At 35.5% G+C, this 13,916-nt stretch carries 17 protein-coding genes, 1 tRNA gene and 1 pseudogene; 10 read left to right on the top strand and 9 right to left on the bottom strand.

Annotated features, from left to right (window positions below; genetic code table 11):
* Positions 1-3 precede the first annotated feature (3 nt).
* The gene (locus PLI06_03500; protein HOI76662.1) at positions 4-2,853 is read right to left on the bottom strand and encodes a UPF0182 family protein; all 2,850 of its coding nucleotides are present in this window, start codon (positions 2,851-2,853) and stop codon (positions 4-6) included.
* Positions 2,854-2,959: 106 nt separating this feature from the next.
* Here PLI06_03500 and PLI06_03505 point away from each other — a divergent pair, with 106 nt between their 5' ends.
* Together PLI06_03505 and PLI06_03510 are read left to right on the top strand one after the other, a co-directional pair.
* Positions 2,960-3,151 (top strand): DUF2281 domain-containing protein, encoded by a 192-nt coding sequence (locus PLI06_03505; GenBank protein HOI76663.1) that lies wholly within the window; start codon positions 2,960-2,962, stop codon positions 3,149-3,151.
* Positions 3,136-3,473 (top strand): annotated as a pseudogene (locus tag PLI06_03510) (type II toxin-antitoxin system PemK/MazF family toxin). The gene PLI06_03505 and the pseudogene PLI06_03510 overlap by 16 nt, the downstream one beginning before the upstream one ends.
* Before the next feature lie 26 nt (positions 3,474-3,499).
* Here PLI06_03510 and PLI06_03515 read toward each other — a convergent pair.
* The 5 genes from PLI06_03515 to PLI06_03535 all read right to left on the bottom strand — a co-directional run bounded on the left by PLI06_03515 (position 3,500) and on the right by PLI06_03535 (position 7,354).
* Positions 3,500-4,447, bottom strand: a complete 948-nt coding sequence (locus PLI06_03515; GenBank protein HOI76664.1) for a biotin--[acetyl-CoA-carboxylase] ligase — start codon at positions 4,445-4,447, stop codon at positions 3,500-3,502.
* Positions 4,444-5,001: a hypothetical protein gene (locus PLI06_03520; GenBank protein HOI76665.1), complete on the bottom strand. Its 558-nt coding sequence runs from the start codon at positions 4,999-5,001 to the stop codon at positions 4,444-4,446. The genes PLI06_03515 and PLI06_03520 overlap by 4 nt, the downstream gene beginning before the upstream one ends.
* Positions 4,994-5,797 carry an OB-fold nucleic acid binding domain-containing protein gene (locus PLI06_03525; GenBank protein HOI76666.1) on the bottom strand — a complete coding sequence of 268 codons (804 nt, stop codon included), beginning with the start codon at positions 5,795-5,797 and terminating at the stop codon, positions 4,994-4,996. Before PLI06_03525 ends, PLI06_03520 begins: the two co-directional genes overlap by 8 nt.
* A 43-nt stretch (positions 5,798-5,840) precedes the next feature.
* Positions 5,841-6,764 carry a Fic family protein gene (locus PLI06_03530; protein ID HOI76667.1) on the bottom strand — a complete coding sequence of 308 codons (924 nt, stop codon included), beginning with the start codon at positions 6,762-6,764 and terminating at the stop codon, positions 5,841-5,843.
* 125 nt (positions 6,765-6,889) lie between these two features.
* Positions 6,890-7,354, bottom strand: a complete 465-nt coding sequence (locus PLI06_03535; protein ID HOI76668.1) for a hypothetical protein — start codon at positions 7,352-7,354, stop codon at positions 6,890-6,892.
* 171 nt (positions 7,355-7,525) lie between these two features.
* On the opposite strand from PLI06_03535, the gene PLI06_03540 reads away from it, so the two are divergent.
* The 7 genes from PLI06_03540 to PLI06_03570 all read left to right on the top strand — a co-directional run bounded on the left by PLI06_03540 (position 7,526) and on the right by PLI06_03570 (position 11,936).
* Positions 7,526-7,969, top strand: a complete 444-nt coding sequence (locus PLI06_03540; GenBank protein HOI76669.1) for a winged helix-turn-helix transcriptional regulator — start codon at positions 7,526-7,528, stop codon at positions 7,967-7,969.
* A complete protein-coding gene (locus tag PLI06_03545) occupies positions 7,954-8,559 on the top strand; it encodes a hypothetical protein (protein ID HOI76670.1) in 606 nt (201 codons plus the stop codon). The genes PLI06_03540 and PLI06_03545 overlap by 16 nt, the downstream gene beginning before the upstream one ends.
* Positions 8,560-8,567: 8 nt before the next feature.
* Entirely contained in the window at positions 8,568-8,978 is a 411-nt protein-coding gene (locus PLI06_03550) for a hypothetical protein (protein HOI76671.1), read from the top strand.
* On the top strand, positions 8,978-9,271 hold the full coding sequence (locus PLI06_03555) for a hypothetical protein (protein ID HOI76672.1): 294 nt from the start codon (positions 8,978-8,980) through the stop codon (positions 9,269-9,271). Before PLI06_03550 ends, PLI06_03555 begins: the two co-directional genes overlap by 1 nt.
* A 10-nt stretch (positions 9,272-9,281) precedes the next feature.
* Positions 9,282-10,025 (top strand): gas vesicle protein GvpD, encoded by a 744-nt coding sequence (gene gvpD / locus PLI06_03560; protein HOI76673.1) that lies wholly within the window; start codon positions 9,282-9,284, stop codon positions 10,023-10,025.
* A gap of 15 nt (positions 10,026-10,040) precedes the next feature.
* Complete coding sequence (locus PLI06_03565) at positions 10,041-11,852, top strand: PINc/VapC family ATPase (protein ID HOI76674.1); 1,812 nt, start codon at positions 10,041-10,043, stop codon at positions 11,850-11,852.
* A gap of 11 nt (positions 11,853-11,863) precedes the next feature.
* Positions 11,864-11,936, top strand: a tRNA-Arg gene (locus PLI06_03570).
* A gap of 11 nt (positions 11,937-11,947) precedes the next feature.
* Here the strand turns inward: PLI06_03570 and PLI06_03575 are convergent.
* From PLI06_03575 to PLI06_03585, 3 genes are all read right to left on the bottom strand, one after another.
* Positions 11,948-12,202 (bottom strand): type II toxin-antitoxin system RelE/ParE family toxin, encoded by a 255-nt coding sequence (locus PLI06_03575; protein HOI76675.1) that lies wholly within the window; start codon positions 12,200-12,202, stop codon positions 11,948-11,950.
* Between the two features lie 49 nt (positions 12,203-12,251).
* Entirely contained in the window at positions 12,252-12,488 is a 237-nt protein-coding gene (locus tag PLI06_03580; GenBank protein HOI76676.1) for a hypothetical protein, read from the bottom strand.
* A gap of 115 nt (positions 12,489-12,603) precedes the next feature.
* Complete coding sequence (locus PLI06_03585) at positions 12,604-12,801, bottom strand: hypothetical protein (protein ID HOI76677.1); 198 nt, start codon at positions 12,799-12,801, stop codon at positions 12,604-12,606.
* A gap of 393 nt (positions 12,802-13,194) precedes the next feature.
* Between PLI06_03585 and PLI06_03590 the strand changes: the two genes are divergently transcribed.
* A partial coding sequence (locus PLI06_03590; GenBank protein ID HOI76678.1) for a site-2 protease family protein occupies positions 13,195-13,916 on the top strand: 722 nt, incomplete at its 3' end.

Raw genomic sequence — 13,916 nt, forward strand, 5'->3', positions numbered from 1 at the left:
TGATTATCCTTCTAGTGATTCAAGTTTATTAAGTATTGAAACAATCTCCTCAGTAAGATTCTTGTATTCTTCGGAACCTGGTTGTAAAGATTCTCTTTGGATATATATCTTAATCAAGGATGCAACTAGGTCTTCCTTTTCTCCCGTCGGGGTAACTACAGGCTTTTCATCAGTTGGTTTTGTGGGTGTCACGGGGGTCACAGTTATTTTTGAGAAGAGATCCTTCAACGCATCATCAACAGTTTGGCCTCTACCAAATGTCATTGACCTTGGGTCTATTGCAACGATGTCCCAAAGATTGACAGATTCTGCCCTTTGAACATATACCGAAAGAAGATATAATGGAACTGTCTTTTCCTTGTAAGTAAAGGGATAAAGTATCATGTTTCCCTGTCTTTTAGTTTCAGCCAAAAGCCTGAACTCCTCTTGATACTGACTGTTCAAAAATTCCTGTGTAATTCTCTTGCCTGTAATTTTTTCTGCCGAGATGTCAATAGCATAGAATTTTGCTTCTGAATTTTCGTCATCAAGGTATCCATACATAAGGGATGTAAGTTCTCTTGATTCAGCTCTTCTCAAGATCATTTGTAAAAATGCCGCATATTCATAATTTTCAGTTTTTGGATTTTTGGCAATGATGTTGTATATGAAATCTGTATATCTCCCGACGTTGTCCCCTAAATCAAACTCGTAGAAATTTGTCGCCTCGATATACTCTTTTGGATCTGTTATGTGGTAAGTTGTGTAGGCATCAGAAACGTAGTGGAAATAGTCATCAGGTGCCCTTAACTGGGATCTAACTTCAGCAGGGATTTCACTGCCGTCTTTAATCCATGGGTATATTTCTAGATATATATCCTTAAAGACGTCATTAGGCCCAACATAATAGGTTAATACCTCCCCAGTTTGCATATTTGTAAGGACTCTGGCTACGTTTCTCTTGTAATCAAGATTTATATAGGGCATGTAAGTTCCTGCATCAAGCCTTAAATTGTAATCTGTTAAAAAGTAAGGTTCATTATTGTACAATACTATGTAACTATCTAGATCCCTTTCAAACTCTTCTGGGAGATAAATTGAATTTCTCTCGTCTAAAGACCTGTATGGAACATAATCAAGCGATGCGTACTCTGACCAGACGCCGTAACCTTCAAGCCTAAACAAAGTTAATCCACTAATGTTTATTGTATCGACATTTAGGGTTTGAAGATTGTCTCCAAGGTTTGTCGCCCTGTCCTCCGCCAAGTACATGTTTGTTGAATAGGAATTTGTAGTTACAGTTTCTACCTCAAGCCCGTCTGAATATACATAATCAAGCTGTCCTTCTCCAAAATAAATCTTAGAAGGTATATTTGTTATTTCTCTAGTGTTTGAGTCCATGATGATTATATCATCTGTTCCAACATAGAATAAGTTCCTATTGTAGAAGTTATCTGTGACAGGCGTTTCTGGTTTTATTGTCTTGTAGGTGGCCCAATAAATCTTCTTTTCTTCTGGATCGAGGAATAAATCAGTATCAGATATAAGATAATACCTGGGGCCAAGCTGTGGTCTTGCAAGTACATATGCTGTAACATAGTCCCAAACTCTGGCTCTATCTATCAGGTAACGATTTTCGTTTAGGAAGTCCTGCACCACCATATTCTTAATTTCTGTCTGGGGCAAGATGTCCACGCTTATTCTCTCAACATTTTCAACATAGGAGACCCATCTGTTTGCGTTGATTTCTCTCTGGATGTAAGGGGTGTTTAGTAGAGGATTTCCTGCAACACTTCTACTTAGCAAGAATCCCTTTACTCCAGCGGCAGCTGTCGGTGAAACTATTAAAAGTATTACCAAAATTGCTATAATCCCGCGTTTACTAAAGAATCTTTTCTTGTAATCTTCAACGTTTGCTTCAGTGAGTTTCATATCTGCTATGCTCTTTAATGTGGGCATAAAGACTAGTGCCGCCACAAGTAATGCGGCCTTGACAATCCCGGGCATGAACAATGCTACTAGGGATATCCCGCTCATTATTCCAAGTTCTGTTCTATCCCTTGAAACTACAAGATTCATTAATCCAATGCCTACAAGAATCAAGGATTCAATAACCCAACCAATCTGTAGGAAATCAAGTATTCCAAACTTGACATAATCTGGATTATAGATATAGAATGTGAATACGTTACTGAAAAAGAGAAGTGCTGAGAATGCAACTAGGGCGAGAAATAAGATTACTGCAGTTACGGTCATATGTGTTTTTTCTAAAACAATTTCTTTTGGCTCTTCTCTTACTGTCCCATCCTCAAAAACTCTGCCCAATCTCCTAGCCCTTTCGAAGAATAGATTTGCGATGTAGGGAAGTGCCACTACCAAGGTCAAAAGGAAAAGAATGCCTTTCCCTATATTGATCAGATTGAGATAGAGGTAGCTTTGATAGAAGCTGTCTGTGTTATATATAAAATCCATGATAAGTGGTCTTGTAATTTCAGGAAGCTGCTGTAAATAAAGGGCGTATCTCAGATATAGAACAGGGACTGGCATGAAAATAAAAATCAAAAAGAATATTAGGAGATAGATAAGCTTTCCAGCAGTATTCTTTCCAACTTCCTGTTTTATTAAGTTTCTTAGTGGCGTCACAAAGAACATTATCAAAAATATGATTAGGGCCAAAACTAAACTCCAGACAACGCCTATAGCATAAAGAGAGAGCTTTACCATAAACTGCTCATAAAACAATGTGTAGAGAACTTTCAAGTTAAAGTAGAGTGGAATTCCAAAGAAGTATCCAATTACTAGAGCAAAAACAATGAAATATAATAATCCTTTAGGGTTAAATCCCTTTCCATTTTTTTTAGATTCTTTCTTCATAATCTTCTATATGGATTAATCCTTTAAATAATTTACCCGGTTAAATGGTAAATCATTTAACCAAAGATATTAATACTACTTTAACTATCTCTTGCTTGGGGATTAAATGAGCATTAAAGATTTAGTTATTAAAGAAATAGAAAAAACTCCAGAACCAATACTCGAAGAAGTATTTGATTTTATAGTTTTTTTAAAAAATAAATCAAATATTGTTCCAGAAACTGCAATTCTTAGTGAGTCTTCATTGAAAAAAGATTGGCTAAAACCTGAGGAGGATGACGCTTGGGCATATTTGTGAAAGGCGATGTTGTAGTAGTGCCCTTTCCATTCTCTGATTTGACACAATCAAAAGGAGGCCTGCTTTAGTTTTGGCATCGCCACCAGGTGACGATATTATTTTATGTCAGATTACTAGCCAAAAAGTAAAGGATAATTTTGCTATTTTGTTATCTTCTAGTGATTTTAATGATGGCGAAATAAATCAAGGGAGTAATATAAGACCAAATAGAATATTTACGGCCGATGAAAAAATCGTCCTTTACAAAGTGGGTAAGATAAAAAGTGAAAAAATTAACGAAGTAATAAGGATAATAATGGAATTATTATCGGCTAACGAATAATTTGTTCAATCAAGATTTGTAAATATTTATCTTAAAGACACATCCCCAGAATAAACCTTAATCTCTTTTTCCTTTGTCTGTAATATCAATGCACCGTTCTCATCAATATCTTTCGCCAAACCTTCAAAAGATTCATTTATCCCAATTATCTTAACATTTTTACCGAGCGTATCTGAATTATCTTTCCATCTTCCAATTATCAAATCAATTTTGCCATTTAGATATTCTTGATAAATTGAGTCATAATGCTCTAAAAAGGATTTCAAGAATAGTTTAATGGAAACCTCTTCTTTCATTTCTATTTTTAGTGAAGTTCCGTTTTCTGGGAGAATCTCTTTTTCTGTATTTAGATTTATCCCAACCCCAACAACGATATAATTTATCTTTTCCATATCGGCTGAAAGCTCTGTTAGTATGCCTGATATCTTTTTGCCTGAAATTAAAACATCATTAGGCCATTTTATCTTTGCATTAAGATTTTTATTCATAGAATTTAATGTTTCAACAAGGGCCAATGAAGATACTAAAGTCAATTGAGATGCTTTTTCAGGTGAAACATTTGGCTTAAGAATAAATGATACATAAATTCCCCCCTTAGGCGAATACCATCCTCTTCCCCTTCTGCCACGGCCCGATGTCTGCATCTCTGATATTACAACTGTTCCTTCGTTTTCTTCCAACGCTATCTGCTTTGCCTTGTTATTGGTCGAATCTACTTCTTCAAAGAATAGGATTTTTTTCCCAATAATCTTTGTATCAAGCAATCTTTCTAGTTCAAATTTTATTTGTTTTTCAGGGGATTTGATAAGCTTATATCCTTCGTTGGTCTTTGACTCTATTTCATAGCCAAGTTCTCTAAGCTTTTTGATATGCTTCCATATAGCTGCCCTTGAAATCCCAATCTCTTTAGATATTTCTTCTCCAGAAACATAACTGCCTTTTTTCTCAAGGATTTCAAGTATCTTTGACTTCATTCTTTCACCTGAGAAAAATTAAAGTAAATTTCTGCGCCGGTATTTAATTTTATGCTTAATCTGTGATCTCCCTGAATGCTATATTCAATTTCTTTTTGGATAAGTCTTTTTTCATTTGTTTTTACAAATTCATTTCCTTCCAAGATTTTATCTCCATCAATATAAACAATGTAAGAATAATTTTTGTCTACACCTTCAAGATTTTCTATAGTGAAATCAAAATAGATGAGTCCATTTGTTTTTTTAGTATAGTTATACAAAAGTATTGATTTATTATTAATCAAGTTAACGGTGTATCCTTTTCCCTTGACAAAAAAAGTATCTCCCGGATAATATGAATTTAGGCCATCAAGAGTAACTGCACCGTTTTTTATTTTTAATTTGGCACCTTCAAGATTTGAAGTATTGTTATCATTTTCTAGTATTGTAGTGTTGAAGTAAAGCCTTGTGAAACGCTCTTCAGAAATTTTGACCTCGCTAAAAGACAGAAGAACAAACGCAGAAACGAAGATGAAGGAAAAGGCTAATGCATAGAGGACATACCTATCATTCACTTATCTCAAACCCGTCTTCCTTTGATTTAATACGATTTTCATCCACCAGATCTTTTATGGCAAGTTCAACATCAAGCTCATCAATACTCAAAACATTTGATATCTCTGACTTTGATATTTTAGGATCGGTCTTTAATAGCTCATAGACACTTTCCTTTATCTCTTCTTCATCAACGTCTTCGTAAAATGACATGTCGCCTTTCTCTTTTCCAGTTTCGTTAGTTAGTGCTTCTTCAGAGACCTCTTCCATAAGCTCTTCTATCTCTGTCTCTTGAAGTGCTTCTTCAACTTCAGAGATATTTACTTCTTCAGTCACTGCTTCGTACGTCTCTTCTTTTTGATAAAGGACAGGTTCTGGAGAAGAATAAGTATCTATTTTATCAGTATATTCAAATGACAAGCCCCTTTCCATAAGCTCTTTTATTCTTTTGGAAAGTTCGAGTTCTCTATAAAGCCAGTAGTTTGGTGTGGCGGATATTATAATATCTGGCACAAGATAAATTTCATCTTGAAATTCTCCCACCCTTCCGATTATGTCAACAATCTCGCCTCTCTTGAATTTATCAAGAAGCTCGATTTTGTCTGACCATGCTTTTAATCTTGCGGTGGCAGTTCCATCGTCAATTGTGAAAGAACCATAGGTATTCTCATTGTTTCTATAGGAATCTATTATAGTGCCTATTATCCTAGCTTCTTTTGATTCCCCAAAAGGAGTGGAAAGTAAAACTCCTCCCATCTCGTCTTTTTTTAACTTACCATTGACAAGGTCAATAATCCTCATCTTGTAGGCTATCATTCAATGCTTTTTAACTTGAAAGATATATAAGAGTTTCTTTAGATTATATCTCAAGAAATGTTTCAATATATAGATCAAGCGCTCTTTCTACATCTTTCCCAATTATCATCGTCAAAGGTCTGAAGTCTCCTCTATCGGCCTTTTCCAATGCAGAGTAATATGCCCTTCTTTCTTCTTTTCTCAGTATGGCCGGAGGAAATCCCCCCCTCATTAGTCTTAAATTCATAAGAAGTCGTGCCAGTCTTCCATTTCCATCAATAAATGGATGTATTCTCACAGTATCATAGTGTATTTTAACTGAGGAATAAATTGCATCAATCCCTTTGTCCTGATTGTTTAGCTCTTCATATACTCTTTTCATTAATATTGGAACATCTCTCCACTTTGGAAGTTTTAACTCTGAGCCCTGTATAAATACGTTTGAACGCCTGTAAAATCCGGCGTTTTGTGGATTTATTTTATCAAGAATTACGGCATGAAGATTTAGGACATCTATTTCCGTTATATTTTCTCTTTTATCAGCTATTTTTTCTATTAATTCGATAGCCTCTCTATGATTTGTTGCTTCAAGGTGTTCTTCTAGTGATTTACCGCTTATAGTAATTCCTTTTCTTATCACAAGCCACGTTTCGCGCAGTGTCAGCCTGTTCCCTTCTATTGCATTTGAATGGTAGCTCATATCAATTTCAAACTTGTCTTTTATAGTATTTAGAACATCTTCGGATAGAGGTCTTAGATTGCTTAGCGTCTTGAATTTATTTTCTAGCCTCTCTTTAAGATCGTTATCTAGCCAATTGTTATAATCAATTTGAAGGGCGATATTCTCTGATTTTATATACTCTTCAGCCTCTTTAAGAGATGGGAAGTATTTCAAGACTTTTTGTATGACTTTGTTGCCTTCTCTTTTACTTTCGACTAACTCGTAATAGTAACTGTTGCCTTTACTCTTTTTTCTGATAAAAGCCATAATAAATGTAGTGCCTACTAATATTTAAAATTAACTGCTTTTATTACCTGCTACAAAATATATAAGAGTTTCTTTAAATTTAGTTAGAAAAGAAATAATAATTAAAAAATAAATAAATTATTTATTTATGAGTCTGTGTATGTGTGTACTACGACTCCTGTTGGTAAGTTTGTACCTTCTCCAATGTCATAACCGATTGTGAAAGTTCTTGTAGTTCCTCTTGCAGGCTTTGTAGTTCCACCAAGTGTATATTCGAAAGTTGCTGTGTTACCAGTTACAATTTTATTGTCGGCAGTGATACTCCTGTCTTGCCCATTGCTAGCTTTTATCGAAGTGACACTAACATTTGCATTCGATGCATTTCTAAGTGATATGTAGTATGTTAATTCATCGTTAGCTATATTTGCTACCTGTAATTCTGCCCCAAGCGCACCACTTGCAGCTTCCTGAACTGATCCCTGTGACTGCGTCTGGAAAGATCTAAACCAAATAAAGTATGCTCCAACGGCTGCAACAGCAACTGCGACTAATAGCATAGTTGCAATAACTGGTGATACAGCCTTTCTGTGTTTCCTAAAAAATTTCATCATTTTTTCATCCTCCATTTTTACATGGACAATAATGAATAGCTTTGAATTGTTTTTAAGTGTTTCGGTAATTCATGTATAATTCGCAATAATAAAATATATAAATAATTTAATTCCAATATTAACAAAATAAATTGCGATAAATTTAAATAGTATGGAATTTAATTCATTATTATGAAAGATATTGATCAAAAGATTATAGATGTCATGAAAGAAAATGCGAGAATCTCAATAACTGACATCTCAAAAATCACTAATATCCCTGACACCACTATTCATTTCCGCTTAAAAAAGCTGAAAAACGTCCTAAATTACAGGTTAACCCTAAATCACAAAAAACTTGGTGAAACTTACTATATGATTGAAATAATCCCGGAAACTTATGCAATCGACTCAATTACAATAAAAAAGGCGGAAGATTTATTCGAAAGATTGAGAAAAATGGAAGGAATATTGTTCGCTGTCAAACTCAAGGATTCTTTTATGCAGATAGGAAAGTTCTGCGCCATATACTCTGGAAATGAAAAACCAAAGCTAGACCTTCCAGGGATAAAAGTTGCAACAATAAGTGAAATAGATAAAATCTGGGGTGAAATCGCCCTATGCTCAAAGAGCTAGAACAGAACAACATACTTCTTCTAGGGGAGCCAGAAACTGGAAAGGAGTATTTTGGCAAGGAATTAATCAAGGGCGATTTAATCTATGTTGGCATAGACAAAAGCCCTCTAGAAATAAGAGAACTCTTTAAGCCGAAATTCATTATCGATTGCTATACTGAACGGCTTGGCATCAAAAGCTCTGAAAAATACCACATCTCCTATGCCTATGATTTAGATGAAATAATAAGAAATATCTTCATGGCAAGGGAGGAGACTGGGAAGCACACGACAGTAATCATAGACTCCCTATCGCCTTTGATAGTCACATTAGGTCTTGTTCCTGTATATAGGTTTCTCCAGAGACTATTTGCAATCGGGAGAGAAAAAAAAGCTAGAATAATAATTCTTCTCCACAAAGGCATGCATAAAGATGAAGTTGAGGTATCAATCAGACACCTAGCCGAAGCTACATTATTTCTAGAGCGGGCTATTGAAATGGGTGAAGAGATATTCTATGTCGATTTTGGTAAGCTTTATAGCGGAAACTATAAAAGAATAAAGTATCGTATAGATAATAATAAAGTAATATTTGATAGATTTACAATATAAGGGATTCCATGGTAGACGTACTGTTTTTGGGGATTGGAACGGCCATCCTACTATTTTTCACGGTAGAGCTTATCACATTCATTTTGTTTAACACAACAAACGACTACAAGTCAAAAACAATGTATTTTATAATGGGGGAAACTTTTTCCATAATGGGATATCTTCTTTTATTCATATTTATCTTAAGCTCCTCAGATATTCTAAACGCACTTTTGAAGTTCTCACCTGCCTCATATCCTGAAATTGCCAGATCATCAAGTATTCTAATCTCAATTTTCCTCTACACAATTCACATCATACTCCAGTTCAAATACAATCTTGAAGAAAACGATCAGAAGAATCAATATATGATTTATTTGATAATTGGCGTCTTAGGCTACATCTTTTACCTTTACGGACTTATGGCGGGGGTGAGGTAATGAACGAGACTTCGCAGAGCATACTCCAAGCATCAATCATAATGTTTGCGGTATCTCTATTTTTGGCGCAGTATGCACTCATATCGGAGTATGTGTACAGCGAGTCACTATCCGTTTTCCTATTAATATCAAGCATAATCTTCATGGGGTCATTTATTACTGCGTTTAAATCTTCAAAGCTAAAGGAGGAAAATATAAGGAAGGAAGCATTTATTAACACATCTTTTAGTGTATTCATATTAGGGCTTGTAATAATGATACTTGCATTTTTCCTAGTTACGTTAAGAATATAGGTGAGAATATATGGAAGATAGGGTAAAGACAGGAATTAAAGGTCTTGATGAACTAATAGGGGGAGGCCTCCCAAAAAGCTCATCAATATTGTTATCTGGTGAGGCAGGAACAGGAAAGACTATATTTTCCCTGCAGTATATCTACTCTGGTGCTAAGGACTTTGGAGAAGCCGGCATTTATGTAACGTTTGAAGAAAAACCTGAGGAGCTTAGGAGAGAAGCGCTCCAGTTCGGATGGGATCTAAAAAAGTATGAAGATCAGAAAAAGATAGTCATCCTTGATGCTGCATCTTTAAGAGTAGGAGTTCCAACAGATGAAAATTTTTACGTCAAAAGTGATGTCGATATAAAATCCCTTCTTTCAAAATTATACGAGATAGCTATGGATATAGACGCAAAAAGAATTGTCATAGACTCTCTTCCTGCATTTTTCTTTTCTAATGAACCTGAAAAAATGCGCGATGATATCTACATGATGGGAAGAGTCCTAACGGAGACAAAGGCAACATGTATTCTAATAACTGAGATAATAAATAATCGGGGATATTCCAGATTCGGATACGAGGAGTTCATAACAAGAGGGGTCATCACAATGCATCTTGTTGAGGGAGAAAAAGCCATGCCCAGGATGGCAGAGTACAAGAGAGGCATATTCATTAGAAAGATGAGAGAGACAAATCACAAGATAAAGCAGTACCCCTTTTCCATATCAAAAGAGGGCATAGTCGTATACCCACAGGGAGAAATATACTAGTCCTTGTTGATTCATATGATAGCGGTACCAGATACATCCGTTGTTGTCGACGGTAGATTCAAGGCCCTTTTGCGCGATGCTGTTTTTGTCAAAGATTTAGAAAGAATTGCCATAGCCGAAGCCACAGTCGCCGAAATTGAGCATCTGGCAAACGAGGGGAAATCCTCCGGTATATCTGGCATTTCAGAGTTAAAGGCCATATTCAATATTTCAAAGGAGATATTCGTACCTTTAGAATATTATGGCAAGAGGCCAACAAGATACGAAATTGCAGGTGCAAAAAAGGGGGATATTGACGCCATAATCAGGGAAGCCGCAATGGATCTAGGTGGCACCCTTATCACAGGAGATTTAATACAAAAGGACATTGCCGAGGCCAAAGGTATACAGTCGATTTTTCTAAAGCCCTATAAAAAGGTAAAACTTAGGATTGAAGATTTCTTTGATTTAGAAACTCTTTCTGTTCACTTAAAGGACGGGATAACACCTGTACGAAAAAAAGGAAAACCAGGCTCAATAGTTTTAGAAAAATTTGATAGAGTTTATAGTGAGGACGAGCTAAAAGAGATATCTCTTGATATCTTAGAGAGGGCAAAAACTACAAGAGACAGCTTCATTGAGCTAGATGAAAAAGGGGCAAGCGTTGTCCAGTTGCAAGAATATAGGATAGTCATAACTTCGCCACCGTTTTCAGATAGGTTTGAGATTACTGCTGTAAGACCTGTAAAAAAGCTCACTCTAGAAGAGTATAATTTACCTGAGCAGCTAATGAAGAGGCTTGAAACTGCAGAAGGCATTCTTATTGCCGGTGCGCCTGGAATGGGTAAGTCTACATTTGCTCAAGCCATAGCAGAGTATTATGCATCTTTAGAAAAAATAGTAAAGACTATGGAAAAGCCAAGGGACCTAAATGTTCAGCCTGAGATAACTCAGTATACTGCACTAGAGGGTGATATGGCAAAAACTGGAGATATCCTTCTTTTGGTAAGGCCAGACTTCACAATCTTTGATGAGATGAGGGTCACAAATGATTTCAAGATTTATGCTGATATGAGGTTAGCGGGTGTTGGTATGGTCGGCGTTGTCCACGCGACAAAGCCTGTTGATGCTATACAGCGTTTCATAGGAAGGATTGAGCTAGGTATTATACCACAGCTCATTGACACCATTATCTTCATAAAAAACGGAGAGGTAAATTCTGTTCTAGAATTAGAATTTCTTGTGAAGGTGCCCCACGGTATGAGTGAGGCTGACCTTGCAAGGCCCATAGTTGAGATAAAGGACTTCTACACAAAGACACCACTCTATGAGATTTATACTTACGGGGAGCAGGTTGTAGTTATGCCCCTAAAAGCCAGGAGAAAAGAGACATCCCCCATGAAAAAATTAGCCTTATCTAAGCTAAAGGAAAAATTAAATGCAGAGCTTGGCATACCTTTTGAGCTTGAAGCAGTTTCAGATTCTAGGATTGCGCTATATGTAAAAAATGACGATATACCCTCTGTAATTGGAAAGGAAGGCAAGAACATAAGGGCGCTTGAAAATGCAATAGGATTTTCAATCGATGTAAGGCCAATGGAAAAGACCCAAGAGAAGGGAAAAAAGGGCAGAATTCCGGTAGATGTTGACTTCAGGGAAAAGTATGTTCTCATAAATGTTGAAAAAAAGTTTGCTCGAAAAAATGTCAAGATATTCCTAGAAGATGATTATCTTGAGGAGATTAATGTTCCAAAGTCTGGAAAAATCAAGATATCAAACAAAAATCCAATCGCTGAGCAGATCGAAGACGGCATTATGAATGGTAAAAACTTATATATAATACTATAAAATCCGATTTGGGACCAGTGGCCTAGTGGATATGGCGATAGCCTCCTAAGCTATAGGTCGGGGGTTCGAATCCCCCCTGGTCCGTTGCTTTTTAATTATATGTTTTTGTAAATATTTTTTCTATGGCCTATATGAGTTACATTAATAACTTTACTTTGATCATTAATATCCGCTATAACTCTATAGTCTCCAACTCGAAGCTTATAATCTTCCCTACTTACTAATTTTTCAAAATAGTGATGTGGATTATCTTTTGTAGAGATAATTTTATAGTAAATTCTGCTTTTAATATTTTCTGATAAACTATTAAGAAAATCAATAGCATCATAATCAAATTTAATTAGATACATCTACTTTGAAAATATTTCAAAGTTAAAAAAGTTTTCTGACGTTCGAATATTACAATCCAAGCCTTAATATTGCTTCTTCTTCTGTTAAAAAATAGCCTTTTTTTATCCTTTTTCTTGCCTTTTCAATTGCTTCGATAGTTTCTAGGCTTAGTTCTCTATTATCCTTACAGTTCTTTACAATATACAAAATTTTTTTTATAACTTCGTCATAGCTTTCATTTTTATATTCTCTAAATAAATCTATTTCCTGCTTAGTTTCTTCATGGATTTTGATAGTAGTGGCCATAACAACACCTGTATACTTTGGTATACCTAGGTATATAAAATTATTGGAAGCTACGCCATTATATATTTGATTACAATTTAATTCTGGAGACATTAATAAACTAAAAGTACTTCTCTTATTTTCTTAATCTATTAAAATAATATCGCTCCCCATTTCCTAAAATGAAAAAATTTCCTTCTTCGTAATCTTTTCTTGATTCTGCAATTGAATAGATATATGTCTGACTCGTAAGAGCCAACATGTCTTCCTTCAAATCATCCATGACCTCTTTTATAATATTTGATAAAAGCGAACGAAACTCTTCAACAGTCAAATCTTTTATTTTTGTTTTAAATATTGGAGAAATAAACTCACCATCCTTGAATTTCTTTTAGAAATTCTTCCTTATTCATAGAGATAATTCGTCGTTATCTAACTCTTTCTATACTTTGTCTAATTCCTTTAAAATACGTCTATCTACATCATTCATTTAATGCCCCTCTAGCTAAATTTACTAAATATATTAATCTTTTCACCTATTTTTGTTAACGGTAACTTAAAATCTCTTATTAGAATTAGTATTCAATTCAAATCAACCAAAATTATATAAATGTACCTAATTTCTTTAGCTTGGGAGCCAATGCAGTATAATTTCTCAAAGGGTACAAAAAATTTTTTGGCTCCCCCAAAAACTAAAACTTATAAGTATTACTTCTAAGGACAATCTATGCCTTGGAGTTTAAAGTTTGGAAGTATACTAGGTATTCCGATAGAGCTTCACATCACGTTTTTACTGCTTCTTCTGATTTTTTCGATATTTGGATTCATTCCTTTACTGGTCATTGTCCTGTTATTTGCTTCAGTTTTAGTGCATGAACTGGCACATTCGCTAGTTGGAAGGCATTATGGCGCTAAGATTAAAAAGATTACCCTTTTCCCCATAGGGGGGGTGTCCCAGATGGAGGCGATACCAAAGGGGCACGAGTTTGCGATAGCTGTGATTGGGCCCCTTACAAGCATAGCTCTGGGCGCAGTATTATTCTTATTTGGATCTCTTTTTGGGCTCAGCATATATTTTGACCTAAACTGGGTTGAGTTAACTTCATTGAAAGACATAGTCAGAATTGTGATGTCCCTTAACTTCTTGCTTGGCATATTCAACATAATCCCTGCATTCCCCATGGACGGAGGCAGAGTCCTAAGGGCATTCCTAGCTACAAAGATGGACTACCTCAAGGCAACAGAGATTTCTGTTAGGATAGGTCAAGGTCTTGCAATAGTCTTTGCATTTGTCGGCGTTTTTTATAATCCCTGGCTTATTATAATCGCCTTTTTCATATACATGGGGGGTATGGGGGAATACCAGTCAACCCAGATGTCATCAGCGCTCAAAGGGATAAAGGTAAAAGATCTAATGGTAAAAGATGTAGTTACAGTTTCACCAAACGA

Source organism: Methanofastidiosum sp. (genome assembly GCA_035362715.1).
Classification (GTDB): Archaea; Methanobacteriota_B; Thermococci; order Methanofastidiosales; family Methanofastidiosaceae; genus Methanofastidiosum.

Coding starts and splice junctions, on each gene's coding strand:
- gvpD (HOI76673.1), top strand. CDS start 9,282: ATGGAAGATAGGGTAAAGACAGGAATTAAAGGTCTTGATGAACTAATA.
- PLI06_03555 (HOI76672.1), top strand. CDS start 8,978: ATGAACGAGACTTCGCAGAGCATACTCCAAGCATCAATCATAATGTTT.
- PLI06_03540 (HOI76669.1), top strand. CDS start 7,526: ATGAAAGATATTGATCAAAAGATTATAGATGTCATGAAAGAAAATGCG.
- PLI06_03550 (HOI76671.1), top strand. CDS start 8,568: ATGGTAGACGTACTGTTTTTGGGGATTGGAACGGCCATCCTACTATTT.
- PLI06_03505 (HOI76663.1), top strand. CDS start 2,960: ATGAGCATTAAAGATTTAGTTATTAAAGAAATAGAAAAAACTCCAGAA.
- PLI06_03565 (HOI76674.1), top strand. CDS start 10,041: ATGATAGCGGTACCAGATACATCCGTTGTTGTCGACGGTAGATTCAAG.
- PLI06_03525 (HOI76666.1), bottom strand. CDS start 5,797: ATGATAGCCTACAAGATGAGGATTATTGACCTTGTCAATGGTAAGTTA.
- PLI06_03535 (HOI76668.1), bottom strand. CDS start 7,354: ATGATGAAATTTTTTAGGAAACACAGAAAGGCTGTATCACCAGTTATT.
- PLI06_03530 (HOI76667.1), bottom strand. CDS start 6,764: ATGGCTTTTATCAGAAAAAAGAGTAAAGGCAACAGTTACTATTACGAG.
- PLI06_03500 (HOI76662.1), bottom strand. CDS start 2,853: ATGAAGAAAGAATCTAAAAAAAATGGAAAGGGATTTAACCCTAAAGGA.
- PLI06_03515 (HOI76664.1), bottom strand. CDS start 4,447: ATGAAGTCAAAGATACTTGAAATCCTTGAGAAAAAAGGCAGTTATGTT.
- PLI06_03580 (HOI76676.1), bottom strand. CDS start 12,488: ATGGCCACTACTATCAAAATCCATGAAGAAACTAAGCAGGAAATAGAT.
- PLI06_03575 (HOI76675.1), bottom strand. CDS start 12,202: ATGTATCTAATTAAATTTGATTATGATGCTATTGATTTTCTTAATAGT.
- PLI06_03545 (HOI76670.1), top strand. CDS start 7,954: ATGCTCAAAGAGCTAGAACAGAACAACATACTTCTTCTAGGGGAGCCA.